At 46.5% G+C, this 14,099-nt stretch carries 11 protein-coding genes; 7 read left to right on the plus strand and 4 right to left on the minus strand.

Annotated features, from left to right (window positions below):
• The first annotated feature begins 24 nt into the window (after positions 1 to 24).
• The 6 genes from accD (at position 25) to IQ211_RS01740 (ending at position 5,710) form a co-directional block, all read left to right on the plus strand.
• A complete protein-coding gene (accD, locus tag IQ211_RS01715; protein WP_189758862.1) occupies positions 25 to 972 on the plus strand; it encodes an acetyl-CoA carboxylase, carboxyltransferase subunit beta in 948 nt (315 codons plus the stop codon).
• Positions 965 to 2,263 carry a bifunctional tetrahydrofolate synthase/dihydrofolate synthase gene (folC, locus tag IQ211_RS01720; protein ID WP_189758863.1) on the plus strand — a complete coding sequence of 433 codons (1,299 nt, stop codon included), beginning with the start codon at positions 965 to 967 and terminating at the stop codon, positions 2,261 to 2,263. Before accD ends, folC begins: the two co-directional genes overlap by 8 nt.
• The gene (gene dedD, locus IQ211_RS01725; protein ID WP_189758864.1) at positions 2,253 to 2,894 is read left to right on the plus strand and encodes a cell division protein DedD; all 642 of its coding nucleotides are present in this window, start codon (positions 2,253 to 2,255) and stop codon (positions 2,892 to 2,894) included. Before folC ends, dedD begins: the two co-directional genes overlap by 11 nt.
• Positions 2,895 to 3,035: 141 nt before the next feature.
• Positions 3,036 to 3,524, plus strand: coding sequence for a colicin V production protein (gene cvpA, locus IQ211_RS01730; RefSeq protein ID WP_099132017.1), 489 nt, complete (start codon positions 3,036 to 3,038; stop codon positions 3,522 to 3,524).
• 32 nt (positions 3,525 to 3,556) lie between these two features.
• A complete protein-coding gene (purF, locus tag IQ211_RS01735; RefSeq protein ID WP_189758865.1) occupies positions 3,557 to 5,074 on the plus strand; it encodes an amidophosphoribosyltransferase in 1,518 nt (505 codons plus the stop codon).
• A 45-nt stretch (positions 5,075 to 5,119) separates the two neighbouring features.
• Entirely contained in the window at positions 5,120 to 5,710 is a 591-nt protein-coding gene (locus IQ211_RS01740) for a UbiX family flavin prenyltransferase (protein ID WP_189758866.1), read from the plus strand.
• 176 nt (positions 5,711 to 5,886) lie between these two features.
• Here the strand turns inward: IQ211_RS01740 and IQ211_RS01745 are convergent, their stop codons facing one another.
• Both IQ211_RS01745 and IQ211_RS01750 read right to left on the minus strand, forming a co-directional pair.
• On the minus strand, positions 5,887 to 6,801 hold the full coding sequence (locus tag IQ211_RS01745; RefSeq protein WP_189758867.1) for a TIGR01777 family oxidoreductase: 915 nt from the start codon (positions 6,799 to 6,801) through the stop codon (positions 5,887 to 5,889).
• Between the two features lie 135 nt (positions 6,802 to 6,936).
• Complete coding sequence (locus IQ211_RS01750; RefSeq protein WP_189758868.1) at positions 6,937 to 7,563, minus strand: glutathione binding-like protein; 627 nt, start codon at positions 7,561 to 7,563, stop codon at positions 6,937 to 6,939.
• A 124-nt stretch (positions 7,564 to 7,687) separates the two neighbouring features.
• Between IQ211_RS01750 and yfcD the strand changes: the two genes are divergently transcribed.
• Positions 7,688 to 8,206 (plus strand): NUDIX hydrolase YfcD, encoded by a 519-nt coding sequence (gene yfcD / locus IQ211_RS01755; RefSeq protein WP_189758869.1) that lies wholly within the window; start codon positions 7,688 to 7,690, stop codon positions 8,204 to 8,206.
• Between the two features lie 181 nt (positions 8,207 to 8,387).
• Here the strand turns inward: yfcD and IQ211_RS01760 are convergent, their stop codons facing one another.
• Both IQ211_RS01760 and IQ211_RS01765 read right to left on the minus strand, forming a co-directional pair.
• Complete coding sequence (locus tag IQ211_RS01760; protein WP_189758870.1) at positions 8,388 to 9,014, minus strand: beta/gamma crystallin domain-containing protein; 627 nt, start codon at positions 9,012 to 9,014, stop codon at positions 8,388 to 8,390.
• 317 nt (positions 9,015 to 9,331) lie between these two features.
• The coding region (locus tag IQ211_RS01765; protein WP_193836311.1) for a non-ribosomal peptide synthetase at positions 9,332 to 14,099 on the minus strand (4,768 nt) is incomplete at its 5' end.

Genomic DNA, 14,099 nt, shown 5'->3' on the forward strand with positions numbered 1-14,099 from the left:
AGATTCAGACGGAAAGGTTCATTAATGAGCTGGATTGAAAAGATTCTAAACAAAAGCAAAATCATACAAACTCGTAAGGCCAGTATACCTGAAGGAGTTTGGACAAAATGCGACAGTTGCAGTCAGGTACTTTATCGTGCTGAATTAGAGCGTAACCTTGAAGTGTGTCCAAGATGTGACCACCATATGCGTATTTCAGCCCGTAAGAGATTGCATTCATTTTTGGATGAAGGCACTGGCACAGAATTAGGCAGTGAACTGGAACCCAAAGATATCCTGAAATTCCGCGATACTAAAAAATATAAAGATCGCTTAGTGGCAGCCCAGAAGCAGACGCAAGAAAAAGATGCACTCATCGTTATGAAGGGTAAGCTGCATGATATGCCAGTTGTGGCGGGTGCCTTTGAATTCAATTTCATGGCTGGCTCAATGGGCTCTGTGGTTGGCGCTCGTTTTGTGCGCGCTGTCGAACAAGCTCTGGAAGATAACTGTCCATTTATCTGTTTTGCTTCCAGTGGCGGCGCTCGTATGCAGGAAGCGTTGATGTCACTGATGCAGATGGCAAAAACCAGTGCAGCGCTGGCAAGAATGCAACACCGTGGTTTGCCTTATATCTGTGTGTTGACCCACCCAACAATGGGTGGGGTAACGGCAAGTATGGGAATGCTGGGTGATATCAATATCGCTGAGCCTAAGGCATTGATTGGCTTTGCGGGGCCTCGTGTCATCGAGCAGACTGTGCGGGAAAAATTGCCGGAAGGTTTCCAACGTAGTGAATTCCTGCTGGAGAAGGGGGCGGTTGATCTGATCGTGCGTCGTCCAGATATGCGCGATAAAGTTGCCAACTTGCTTGCTATGTTGACCCACAAACCTCATCCAGGCACAAAAGCAGAGCCAGTAGAAGCAATCGTTGTTGATTCTGCTGATGTCGAAGCGGATATAAACATCAATCCTGATAAAGAAGATGTCTGATATTTCACAAATTCCTCAAGCCACGTCGCCACTGATGACGTGGCTTTCCTATCTGGGAAACCTGCATACCAAAGCCATTGATATGGGGCTTGCACGTGTGGGTAAGCTGGGGCGTCAGTTAGGCTTATTGACTCCGGCTCCAAAAGTTATCACGGTATCAGGTACTAATGGCAAGGGAACCACTTGCCATACCCTAGAATCCATTTTTCTGGCCGCAGGGCTTAAAGTCGGCGTGTACAGTTCCCCGCATTTAGTCTGCTACACCGAAAGGGTGCGTATTCAGGGCAAGGAACCCACGGAACAAGATTTCTGCCGTGTATTTGCAGCGATTGAAGCCCAGCGTGGTGACATCTCATTAACCTATTTTGAATATGGGACGTTGGCCGCATTACAACTTTTCAAAGAAGCGGATCTTGATGTCGTGATTTTGGAAGTTGGGCTGGGTGGACGTTTGGATGCCACCAATATCGTTGATGCCGGTATTGCCGCAATCACCAGCATTGCATTGGATCATACGGATTGGTTGGGTGCAGATCGCGAACACATTGGCCGTGAAAAAGCGGGCATTTTCCGCCGTGGACATTTTGCCGTAGTGGGTGAACCTGATATGCCTCACTCAATTGCTGAAGTTGCGGATGAATTAGGCGCTAAGCTCTTTCGTCGTGGCGTTGACTGGCATTTCTCACAGCGTGAAGATAGCTGGAACTGGCGAAGCGATAAGCAACAATTCAACGAGTTACCTTTACCTAATTTGCCGTTAGCAAATGCTGCAACTGCAATGGGGGTGATCCACTGCTTGTTGCAGCAGGATGACAAAGTCAGCCGGGCCATTGATGAACAAGCAATCCGTGCAGGGCTAAGAAATGCGCAATTACCGGGGCGTTTCCAAGTCATCAGGGAAAATCCGCTGGTTATTTTGGATGTGGCTCATAATCCACATGCTGCGGGCTATCTGGTGCAAAAACTGGCAGAATTGCCTCGTTCACCAAACAGCAAAATCCGTGGCGTGGTTGGCATGTTGGGAGATAAGGACATAGTGGGTACACTTGCTTGTCTTTCTCAACAAATTGATGAGTGGTATTGCGCATCGTTGCATGAACTGAGGGGAGCAGAAGCTGACGAATTGTCTGGACATCTTGTACAGGCGCGGACATTCCCCGAAGTAAAAACAGCCTGGCAGCAGGCAGTGAAAGATGCGTCGGTGCAAGATATTATCGTGGTTTGTGGCTCTTTCCACACTGTCGCACATGTTATGGAAGCACTGGAGGAGGGCAAGGAAAGTGGCCAGTAAATTCCAAAATCGCTTGGTTGGTACTATTGTTCTTGTTGCATTGGGCGTCATTGTCCTGCCTATGATTTTTGATGGCGATAAGAAATACAATGAAGAACAATTTGCGGCGATCCCTTTGGTGCCAAAACCTGGTGATGAAGAAGATATTGACTCGATCCCACCATTGACACAAAACATGCCGTCTACACCGCCTGAAGGTGCTGCGGAAGCAATGCAATCACAGGAGCAAGAGCCAGATATCGAGATGCTGTCTCGGCCATCGCCTGCCGAGCCAATAACAGCACCTCCTGTTACTGTCACGCAAGCGCCTAAAAAAGTGGAGCCATCTCCATCTCCTCAACAAAAAGCGGTAACTAAACCTAAACCGGAGCCAACAGAGCAAGCTCCTCAGGCAACGGCATATGTTGTTCAGCTTGGCGCATTAAAAAACGCGGATAAGGTTGACGAGATAGTGGCAAGGTTGCGTCTTTCTGGGCACCAGGTATATACAGTGCCTTCTTCTCCGGTACAGGGGCAGTTAACCCGAATTTATGTAGGACCGAATGCATCAAGGCAGGCACTGGAATCTATTGTGCCTGAATTAAAGGAACTTACGGGATTACAAGGGCAGATCAAAAATTATAAGCCATAATCTGATTGGCACAGCAAATGCTGTTTGTTTACCTGTCGAAAATTATTTTCAGTAGAGTGATGAATCTACTACGCAAACGTTTTCGTTTTCTGTTAGAATGCGCCCGACCTGAGTGTCGGGAGCCTGTTTTTGGATTAAAATATGGTCTGGATTGATTATACGATCATTGCCATCATTGGTTTCTCGGCACTGGTTAGCTTGATTCGTGGTTTTGTTCGCGAAGCGCTTTCCCTGATAACGTGGGGCTGTGCTTTCTTTGTTGCAAGCCACTTCTATACTTATTTGGCGGCTTATTTTACCCGCCTTGAGGATGAACTGGTGCGCAATGGGGTAGCGATTGCTATCTTATTTATTGCAACACTGATTGTTGGCGCAGTAGTAAACTATGTCATTGGTTCACTTGTTCAGCGAACGGGCCTGTCAGGCACTGATCGGGTTTTGGGGATCTGCTTTGGCGCCTTACGTGGTGTCTTGGTGGTGTCTGCCATTTTGTTTATTGCGGACTCTTTCACACCACTGCCCAAAAGTCAGGATTGGCAACAATCACAACTGATCCCACAGTTTAGTCAAATTATCAGGTGGTTTTTTGACTACTTACAAAGTGCGTCGAGTTTCTTGCCGGAGAGATAGCGCTCTCCGCTTGGCTGATGAGGAAAGGCTACATGTGCGGTATTGTCGGTATCGTCGGTTTTACACCGGTTAACCAGTCGATTTATGATGCATTGACGGTGCTTCAGCACCGTGGACAAGATGCAGCAGGTATTGCAACTATTGATGGTAACAATGAGTTTCGTTTACGTAAGGCGAATGGTTTAGTTAAGGATGTGTTTGAAACACGGCACATGCTACGTTTACAGGGAACCATCGGCATTGGACATGTCCGTTATCCTACGGCGGGCAGTTCCAGTGCATCTGAAGCGCAGCCCTTTTATGTGAATTCTCCTTTTGGTATCACGTTGGCACATAACGGCAATCTGACAAACGCACATGAATTGAAAAAAATGCTGTTTGAAAATGCCCGCCGTCATGTCAACACAACCTCAGACTCTGAAATTCTACTGAATATTTTTGCCAATGAATTAGCCCAATTTCCCCATTTCCCTTTAGAGCCTGATGATATCTTCTCGGCAGTCGCAAAAATGCACAAAAAAATTCGTGGCGCTTATGCGTGTATTGCCATGATTATTGGGCATGGGGTGGTGGCTTTTCGTGATCCACATGGCATTCGTCCTCTGGTGCTGGGAAAGAAAACACGGGAAGATGGCCGCAATGAATACATGGTGGCATCGGAAAGTGTGGCGCTGGATACACTGGGTTTTGAGTTCCTGCGTGATGTGGCTTCTGGGGAAGCGATTTATATCACTGAAAGCGGGCAACTGTTTACTCGCCAGTGTGCAGAAAATCCGTCATTAACACCGTGTTTGTTCGAATTTGTCTATTTTGCTCGCCCGGATTCCTTTATTGACAAGGTTTCGGTCTATAACGCTCGGTTGCGGATGGGGCGGAAATTGGGGGAAAAAATTGCCCGTGAATGGGAAGACTTACATATTGATGTCGTTATTCCCGTACCGGAAACCTCTTGTGATATCGCATTGGAAATCGCCCATATTCTGGATAAACCCTATCGTCAGGGATTTGTCAAAAACCGTTATGTCGGGCGTACCTTTATCATGCCTGGTCAGCAAGAGCGACGTAAGTCTGTTCGTCGTAAACTGAATGCTAATCGCGCTGAATTCCGGGGTAAAAATGTTTTGCTGGTGGATGATTCCATCGTGCGTGGAACCACGTCTGAGCAGATTGTTGAACTGGCGCGCGAAGCGGGAGCCAAGAAAGTCTATTTTGCCTCGGCGGCACCGGAAGTTCGTTTCCCGAATGTTTATGGTATTGATATGCCGAATGCCAATGAACTGATAGCTCACGGTCGGGAAGTGGATGAAATTCGTCAGATCATTGGTGCTGATGCCCTGATATACCAAAACCTCCACGATCTTATCCAGGCTGTCCGGGAAGAAAACCCTGATATTGAAACATTCGAGTGCTCTGTATTTGATGGTATTTATGTCACGAAAGACATTGACCAGTGTTACCTCGACTACCTGGAAAATCTACGCAAAGACGATGCAATGAAAGTGCGTGGACAGAGCGAAATAGAGGATCTGGAAATATATAATGAAGGATAATATTGTTATTATCATGCAGTTATAGCCAGAATCTCAGAGGAAAACATGAAAAAATTGATTGTCGGGCTGACCGGCGCGAGTGGTGCGATTTATGGTGTCAGGTTGCTGCAAGTTTTGCGACCAATAGAAGGCATTGAAACGCATTTAGTGATCAGTCAATCAGCCCGACAGACTTTGGCATTGGAGACGGACTATACGCTGCGAGATGTACAAGCTTTGGCAGATGTTGTACATGACAATCGTGATATTGCCGCATCCATTTCCTCTGGCTCTTTTAAGACATTGGGTATGGTGATTTTGCCTTGCTCCATAAAAACCCTATCAGGCATTGTGCATAGTTACACTGATGGCTTAATTACCCGTGCTGCGGATGTTGTTTTGAAAGAGAAGCGCAAGCTAGTGCTGGGAGTGAGAGAAACCCCCTTGCACTTGGGGCATTTGAGATTAATGACGCAGGCCGCGGAAATTGGGGCGGTGATCATGCCACCTGTTCCGGCATTTTATCATCGTCCTGAACATATTCAGGATATTATCGACCAAACGGTTAACCGTGTGCTTGATCAATTTGATATTGACTTGCCAGAAGATCTGTTTAGCCGTTGGCAGGGTGCTAAACCCATTGGATATGGCATTTAAGTTGAGTCAATATGTTGTTGTGAAGAAATCATAACAGTATATCGTTTATTACCTTACCCTTGTTCAAGATATACCAATCTCACTTTAAGATGCGTGTGATTTCTCCCTGCAAAGCGGGGAGAAATCAGGTTTCATAGCGTGTTGTAAATTGCAATTTGAAGTTTAATGCGTATAGATTAATAAGTATTGTCTTTCTCTTCTATGACATCTTGCAAGGCTTCTTCCAGTTGAAAATAACGGAAACCAAATCCGGCTTCTTCCAGTCTTTTCGGAATAGCTTGTTGACCACCCAGGACTAACTCTGCGGCTTCTCCCATCATTGCTTTTAACACACATGCAGGAATGCGTATAAAAGCAGGGCGATGTAACACAGTCGCGAGTGTGGCACTAAACAACTCATTATGAACAGGGTAAGGCGATGTCATATTGAAAGGGCCCTGTAATTCAGGTGATACCAGCAGGTAATAAATACCATTGACCATATCGTCAATGTGTATCCATGGCATATACTGCTTGCCATTGCCGATAGCTCCCCCTAAACCTAATCGAAACAGTGGCAGCATTTTTTGTAACGCTCCGCCTTCGGGAGCCAAGACAACGCCCGTACGTAACAGGCATACGCGAGTTTTGTCACTTTGAGCTTGTAGGGCAAGTTGCTCCCAACGTTCACAAAGTTGATGGGCAAATTCATTGTGAGGAAGATCGTTTTCGGTAACGACTGCTTGTCCTTGATCACCATAATAACCAACGGCCGAACCGGAAATAAATACAGATGGCGGAGATTCACTGGCCTTGATTAGCTTGCTCAACTGTTCAGTGATCTGCCAGCGGCTTTGACACAGTTTCTCTTTTTGTTTCAATGTCCATCGTTTATTGATAATAGGCTCGCCAGCAAGATTGATAACAGCATCAAAGCCGTTAAGATCGTGTTGGTCATCCAACGTTGTCCAACAGGCAACGCGATCAGAAAACAGAGAATACACCTTTTGTGGTGAACGACTCAAAATGGTGATGGAATGGGAGAGCGAAATTAATTGGCAGGTCAAGCGATGACCAATTAACCCTGTTCCCCCCGTAATTAAGATACGCATAGCCACCCCCTGTAACAAAAAATAATTGCACATTGGACTATAACAAGGGATAGCTTAAGCGGCAGCGAAATATGCTGTTATCTGTTACCAATATCAAGCTTTATGGTGAAATATCTCGTCATCAGGTTATAGGCGTTAAGCTACCTTATCGGCGTAGGCGGCTTGTGTTGCCGGGCGTTGGCTGATCTTATCCAACCATTTAGCAACCGCCGGATAATCCTGTAGGTCGATTTTTTGGTGTTCATAGCATCTCGCCCACGGATAAGTGGCAATATCTGCGATACTATATTCGTTTCCGCCGAGATAAGCCGTTTTTTCCAGTTGAGTGTTTAGCACCTTGTATAAACGTTTTGATTCTTCCACATAGCGATTAATGGCATAAGGTACAACTTCGGGAGCGTAGCGGTTGAAATGGTGATTTTGACCGAGCATTGGGCCAAAGCCGGCAACTTGCCAAAACAGCCATTGCAATTGTTCGGTACGTTCACGCAAATCTTTGCTTAATAGTTGGCCTGTTTTATTTGCCAGATAAAGTAAAATAGCCCCTGATTCGAAGATAGAGACAGGCTCTCCCCCATCGGCGGGTTGATGATCGACAATAGCCGGGATCTTGTTATTGGGTGAAATGGTGAGAAATTCAGGTTTAAACTGCTCGCCAGTGCTGATATTGATGGGGTAGATAGTATAAGGAATGCCGGCTTCTTCAAGAAAAAGAGTGATTTTGTAGCCATTTGGGGTTGGAGCATAGTACAGATCTATCATATAACCTCCAGCGATAATAACTTTCTGAAAAACGTAACGATATTACCTTACCATCGTTTGTTTATAAATGTTATAAATTTACTGCAAAAAGTAACAGGCAACTGATTGATAAAAGGTTTTTAGAATGATGCAAGAAAAATCAGCAAATATTGAATGGATTGATATCGTCAATGAAGGCAATGAAGTTATTGCGCAATCGTCTCGCCGGCAGATGAGAGCGCAGAACTTGAGGCATCGTGCTACTTATATTGTCGTGCATGATGGGATGGGCAAGATCCTGATTCAGCATCGTACAGAAACGAAAGATTTTTATCCGGGAAAATTAGATGCAACGGCAGGTGGTGTCGTGATGGCGGGAGAAACTTTGCTTGAAGCCGCGCGTCGGGAGGCAGAAGAAGAGTTGGGGATTGCAGGTGTTCCTTTTGCCGAGCATGGGATTTTTTATTATGAAGAGGACAATTGTCGTATATGGGGTGGTTTGTTCAGTTGTGTTAGCCATGGGCCATTTGCATTGCAGGAAGAAGAAGTCGCCGCAGTTTACTGGCTAACACCGGAAGAAATCACGGCCCGTTGTGATGAGTTCACCCAGGATTCACTGAAAGCGCTCTCTTTATGGTTAGCACGTAATAATCAAGTGGCGTAGTTTTAATTATCATTGACAATTATTGGTTACGGAAATGAGGATCTTTTGTTGATATTCAATAATCATTTAAAATAGGAGTATGTATATTTATAATACATACTCCTTATTTCTATTGCGACTTTTCTATTTTATTAATATGAATAAATAAAGTAATGAATGTTTAATTTAACATCTTACTTTTTTATTTATTAGTGGGTAAATCTTCTAAGAAAAGCTTAAAATGATAGCTGTCAGCTTTTTCAAACCGCGTATGGGGTGGTTTAGTTTCATCATATGTTATGATATCGAGACCTGTGCCATTATATTTAAAATAAACTGCACCTTGAGTAACCGGAATGTTATTTTGATCAAAAATGACAACAGATGTAACATATAGCTGACCATTTTGGGGAATTAAGCCAACAATTTCATAGTCTCCATTTGAATAACAATCTACAGGATTGGGGATTGTATAGGTTTGAATATTAGCCCTAAATATTTGATCGATACCTGATTCATTAATTAATTTTACTGCGAGTAAATCACGATTTGAAGGTGAAACAATAAATTTTGTTAGTCCTTGAATATCACTGATATCTGGTTGGCTTTTCTCCCATTCACGATAAATTTGCCCAACTTCACTATCACTGTTATGTCGCCAGGCGAATACGATGGAACTTGTCCCAACTTTAACGGAAAAAAACTTATCATTTAATGAAGTACCAGTTAAGTTTACTTCTGTACTATTTTCTGGATATTTATAATTAGCCCCAGTATAATTTTTTCCGGTATAAAATATAGCGCCATTGGTTAATTCATCTTTAGACATAATAAATATTCCCCTTATTTTTGATTGTGGAAGGAATATCTAGGATAAGAAGCTTGGTTTATATGTCAAGATAATGCGTGTCTCTTATATTGGCTCTTGCCTTTAAAATATATTTATTTAATTTATATTCTTCTCTATTAATATACGCATTATACCAATCGCCTTTCAAGATGCGTCTTATATTTCCACGCGTATAAACAATCACATTGATTTGCAAGCTGCATCTTGAAGTTAGATTGGTATAAATATCGAAAAACCTCGTTGAGAATAACGAGGTTTGTTGTTAGCGGATAAGGCAGCCATTGGCTGCCAGAAATTTATGGAATTATATTTACACTCGCTATGGCCGATGCTAACCCTTGAACGAAAGGTTGACGCATAATAGTGATGTGATCACCAGATAAAGTTTCGGGAATAACTTCCCCAGTAACCAGCGTCTTCCAGCCATTAATAATGCTTTCGGTAGAGATATTTTGTCCTTCATACTCCTCGCTAGCCAGAAACAGGTGGAGTGTCCCTGAATAGCGTTCTTGCGGCTGATAAGTTGCCAAAGAATGGGCCTTGAAGACATTTAAATAGGCAGAGATTTCTTTAGATTCAAGTTGAGGAGGTAAGAGTTCCTCTTCAATGAGACGAAGTCGCAAGTTATCGAGTTGCTCTTCTTCTGTCATGGATTCAAATTCTTCTTCGGTAAAGTTTTCCTCTGCCCCCGCCAATGCAGCAAGCACATTGCCAAACTCGGCCTGCCAGCGGCTATTAGACCATTCTGATTCGTTCCTTTGGGTTAAGCTTTCTAGAGGGGATTCGCTATCGACTAAAGCCAGTAAACCAATGTGTTCACCTTGTTGGACGAGTTGTCGAGCCATTTCGAATACGAGCCAGCCTCCGAAAGAGTGTCCAGCTAAATAATAAGGGCCATTGGGTTGAACTTTCTTAAGATCATCGATCATAACGCTGGCCATTGCCTCAAGGCCGTTCATCTCAAGGTATGATGGGGGATCACTACGTCCATCTAACTCTGGTGATTGCATACCCCAAACGGCATAAATACCTTCCAATGCTGTCGCCAATTCCCGCAAATAAAGCACGTGTCCTCCAGCGCCGGGAGCAAAGAACAGCGGTGTTGCTTTGAGGTTTTGTGACAGGCCGACCATAGAACCAACATGGATATTATCTCGATCTTCAATGGCGTGGGCTTGTTCTTTGATAGTGGTAAACGTCATCAAGCTCGCCATCATATTCTGCTGAAGCCCAAGTTTTTCTATTGCTAAAGAGCTGGCTTTCAAAATAAGCAGTGAATGGCCTCCTAATTCAAAGAAATGGTCATGACGGCTGACACGCTCCACTCCCAGAAGATCTTGCCAAATCTGAGCCAATGTTATTTCAACCTCACCTTGGGGGGCTTCATAATCACGGGTTACGATGGCAGATTGATCGGGAGCAGGGAATGCCTGACGGTCGATTTTGCCGTTAGAGGTAAGCGGGAAAGCGTCAAGGATCACAAATGCACTGGGTAGCATAAACTCGGCAAGCTGTTGAGCAAGTTGCTGACGCAGTTCACTGGGAACCAAGTTGACACCGGATTCTGGCTGAACATATGCAACGAGACGTTTATCATCAGATGTTATTTCTCGGATCAGGACAATAGCATCTTGTACTCCCTGACATTGCACCAGACGAGTTTCAATTTCCCCCAGTTCAATGCGGAATCCGCGTAACTTGACCTGAAAATCATTGCGTCCTAAATATTCAATCGCACCATCGGGTAGCCAACGCCCCAGATCGCCGGTCTTGTACATACGGGCATCGGGCTGTTTGCTAAACGGATCCGCCACAAATTTTTCCGCGGTTAAATCGGGGCGATTGAGATAACCACGGGCCACACCGGCGCCACCGATATGAATTTCACCACTGACGCCGACAGGAACCGGCTTCCCAAATGTATCCAAAATATAAATACGGGTATTGGGCAATGGATAGCCAATCGGGATATTATCGGTGATATCAGTCGATGGCGTGCTCGTTCCATCCACTTTTAATGTGGTCGCAATGACTGTGGTTTCGGTAGGACCATAAGAGTTAATCCAACGGCAGGATTGCGTTTCAGGTATAGATTGCCAACTGATTAAATGGCGCAGTTCCGCTTTCTCGCCACCGACGATAACGGTGCGCAGATATTGGCCGAAACCACTGCGTCCTGCCATCATCTCCTGTACCCATTGATGCCAGAAGGCGGTCGGCATATCCATGATAGTGATTTTCTGCTTATTTAACAGATCGACAAATTCTGCATCCGGTACACGGATATGAGCAGGGCGCAGTATCAGTGTTGCTCCCGATGCGAGGGTAGGGAAAATATCGGATACCGAGGTATCAAAGGCGATAGTCGCAAATTGCAGGATACGATCCCCTGATTGTGGCTCGCTGGTCTGGTGCTGTGCATGGATAAAGTTCACCACATTGCGGTGCTCCAGCATCACGCCTTTGGGCTGGCCGGTAGAGCCGGATGTATAGATAATATAAGCCAGATGATGGGGTTGAAGTTGAATATCCGGATTATGGATCGGCTGTTTTGCTACGTTATTGCGGTGGCTTTCATCGTCCAGCAACCAGACGGGCATATCTGATATTGGCAGCAGTCCCTGTAAAGGGCGCTGTGTCAGCAATAACACAGGTTTGCTGTCTGACAGTTGATACGCCAGACGTTCGGCCGGGTATTCGGGATCAAGCGGAACATAACCAGCCCCCGCTTTAAGGATAGCGTACAGACCAATAATCAAATCCAGACTGCGGTCAACACAGATAGCGATGCGATCATCGGGGCGTACCCCCGCGTCAATCAACTGGTGTGCCAGTTGGTTAGCCTGACGGTTTAGTGCCGCATAACTCAGTTCGCTCTCACCAAAGACCAATGCAATCGCATCCGGTGTGCGTGCTGCCTGTTGTTCAAACAGTTGATGGATTAAGGCGTCTTGTGGATAGTCTATCGCCGTATCGTTAAAACCCTCCAGTAATTGGGTACGTTCGGCCCGTGGCAAGATATCGATAGCGTGGATAGGTTGCTCAGGCGCATATTGCAGCGCGGCCACAATGCCTTCCAGTGCCGTCTTCATATAGGCAGTAATGCGTACCGGATTAATTTGCTGGCTGCATTGTGCGGTCAGTGCAAATCCATCATCAAAATCGTCCACATCCAGGGATAAGGGGTAGTTACTGCGCTCTTCACTGTCCAACACCTGGATACCGTCCCAAGCCAATGAATGCGCCGCTTCCTCATCACGCGGGCTGTGACGGAAATTCAGCAGGCTGTTAAACAGTGGCAATGAAGCCGGCACGCCGCTGCACCGCTGGGCAATCGCCAGAGGAGTTTGCTCATGATCCAGTAATTCACTCAGGCGCTGGTAGGTTTCCTGTACCGCCTGTTTTACGGTACGGGCCTGTAACTGGATACGGACTGGCAGGGTATTGATAAACATCCCCAGCACCTGTGAAGCGCCCATGCCCCCTTGTAAGCGGCCCAATAACACCGTACCGAATACCACATCATCGCGGCCGCTGCACTGTGCCAATACCTGCGCCCAGGCGACATGGAATAGCACGGCCGCACTCATCCCCAATTGACGGGCGCAATCCCGGATCTGTTGGGCCAGTTCCTTATCTAAGGTGACAATATCTTCCACGATTTTATCGTGCTTATCGCGGCTATTCCCCTGTACATCCAGTAACCCAAACGGCAGCGTGGGTTCTTCCACGTCACCCAGTAACTGCTGGAAATAAGCCTGATGCACTTCAATCGGCACCTGACGGGTCTGGGCGATAAAATTGCGGTAAGGCAATGGGGCGGGCAGGTGTGCGGCTTCTCCGAGGATCAGTGCCTGCACTTCACTGAAAATGATTTCCAGTGACAGATGGTCACATACCAGATGGTGATGCAGCAGGCTTAACCACCATTGATCGGTGGCAGGATCCCGGGCGATGTAAGCGGCCAGTAATGGCGCCTGAGTAATATCTAACCGTATGCTGTCCGGATCAGTCAGACGCCGTAGCTGGGTTTCGGCACGTTCTTCTGCGGATAACGTCAGCTCTGTGATCGGCAGGGGCGCATGACGGTAGACCACCTGCACGGGAATAGGAAGTTCCTGCCAGTGGAAGGCACTGCGTTGGATATCATGCCGGTCAATCACCTGCTGCAACGCCTGCAAGAAATTTGTCAACCGTGGCCGGCTGTCAAAGTGCATCAGAATATTTTCAAGATAGGTGTCACCGGTTTCCGTCAGTAAATGGTGGAACAGAATGCCTTCCTGCAAGGGGCCAAGCGGGTAAATATCCTGAATATTGGCGATACCGCCCGGAACATGGTCAACAATACGGTCAATTTGGGGCTGGGTTAATGTCACCAGTGGCAGCATGGCGGGCGTAATCTGCGGGCTGTCTTCGCGGATCAGGTTAGGCGGGATAACCGCTAGCGCTGCATCTTGCTTTTGATGTAAGCGGGCGCTCATGGCCGCCAGCGTGGGAGCAGCGAAGACCGCGCTGACCGCCAGAGAAAGCCCTTGCTGGCGCAATTGTTCGATCAGGCTGACGACCAGCAGGGAATGGCCGCCCAGTTCGAAGAAATTGTCATGGCGCCCGACCTGTTCCAGTTCCAGCAGCGATTGCCAGACTGCCGCCAGTTTTTGTTCGATTTCGCCCTGTGGTGCTTCGTATTCACGGCTGACAATAGCGCTTTGATCCGGTGCCGGCAGGGCCTTGCGATCCAGTTTACCGTTGGCGGACATCGGGAAGGCATCCAGCATAACAAAGGCACGGGGTAACATATATTCCAGCAGGCGGGCACTGAGGTGTTCACGTAACTCCGCCGGTTTTAATGTGATGCCGGTTTTGGGGATCACATAGGCAATTAAGCGCTTGTCACCGCTTTCTTCTTCACGGGTGATCACCACGGCATCGTGGACGTCTTCGTAAGCCAGCAGCTGGGTTTCAATTTCCCCCAGTTCAATGCGGAAGCCACGGATCTTAATTTGAAAATCATTGCGTCCCAGATACTCAATTGCGCCATCAGGTAGCCAGCGGCCGAGGTCGCCG

This window comes from Xenorhabdus griffiniae (assembly GCF_015163655.1).
GTDB classification, from domain to species: domain Bacteria; phylum Pseudomonadota; class Gammaproteobacteria; order Enterobacterales; family Enterobacteriaceae; genus Xenorhabdus; species Xenorhabdus griffiniae.

What these genes read in the sequence shown, in the direction of transcription:
- accD (WP_189758862.1), top strand. Translation starts at nt 25, where the DNA reads ATGAGCTGGATTGAAAAGATTCTAAACAAAAGCAAAATCATACAAACT.
- folC (WP_189758863.1), top strand. Translation starts at nt 965, where the DNA reads ATGTCTGATATTTCACAAATTCCTCAAGCCACGTCGCCACTGATGACG.
- cvpA (WP_099132017.1), top strand. Translation starts at nt 3,036, where the DNA reads ATGGTCTGGATTGATTATACGATCATTGCCATCATTGGTTTCTCGGCA.
- purF (WP_189758865.1), top strand. Translation starts at nt 3,557, where the DNA reads ATGTGCGGTATTGTCGGTATCGTCGGTTTTACACCGGTTAACCAGTCG.
- IQ211_RS01740 (WP_189758866.1), top strand. Translation starts at nt 5,120, where the DNA reads ATGAAAAAATTGATTGTCGGGCTGACCGGCGCGAGTGGTGCGATTTAT.
- IQ211_RS01745 (WP_189758867.1), bottom strand. Translation starts at nt 6,801, where the DNA reads ATGCGTATCTTAATTACGGGGGGAACAGGGTTAATTGGTCATCGCTTG.
- IQ211_RS01750 (WP_189758868.1), bottom strand. Translation starts at nt 7,563, where the DNA reads ATGATAGATCTGTACTATGCTCCAACCCCAAATGGCTACAAAATCACT.
- yfcD (WP_189758869.1), top strand. Translation starts at nt 7,688, where the DNA reads ATGATGCAAGAAAAATCAGCAAATATTGAATGGATTGATATCGTCAAT.
- IQ211_RS01760 (WP_189758870.1), bottom strand. Translation starts at nt 9,014, where the DNA reads ATGTCTAAAGATGAATTAACCAATGGCGCTATATTTTATACCGGAAAA.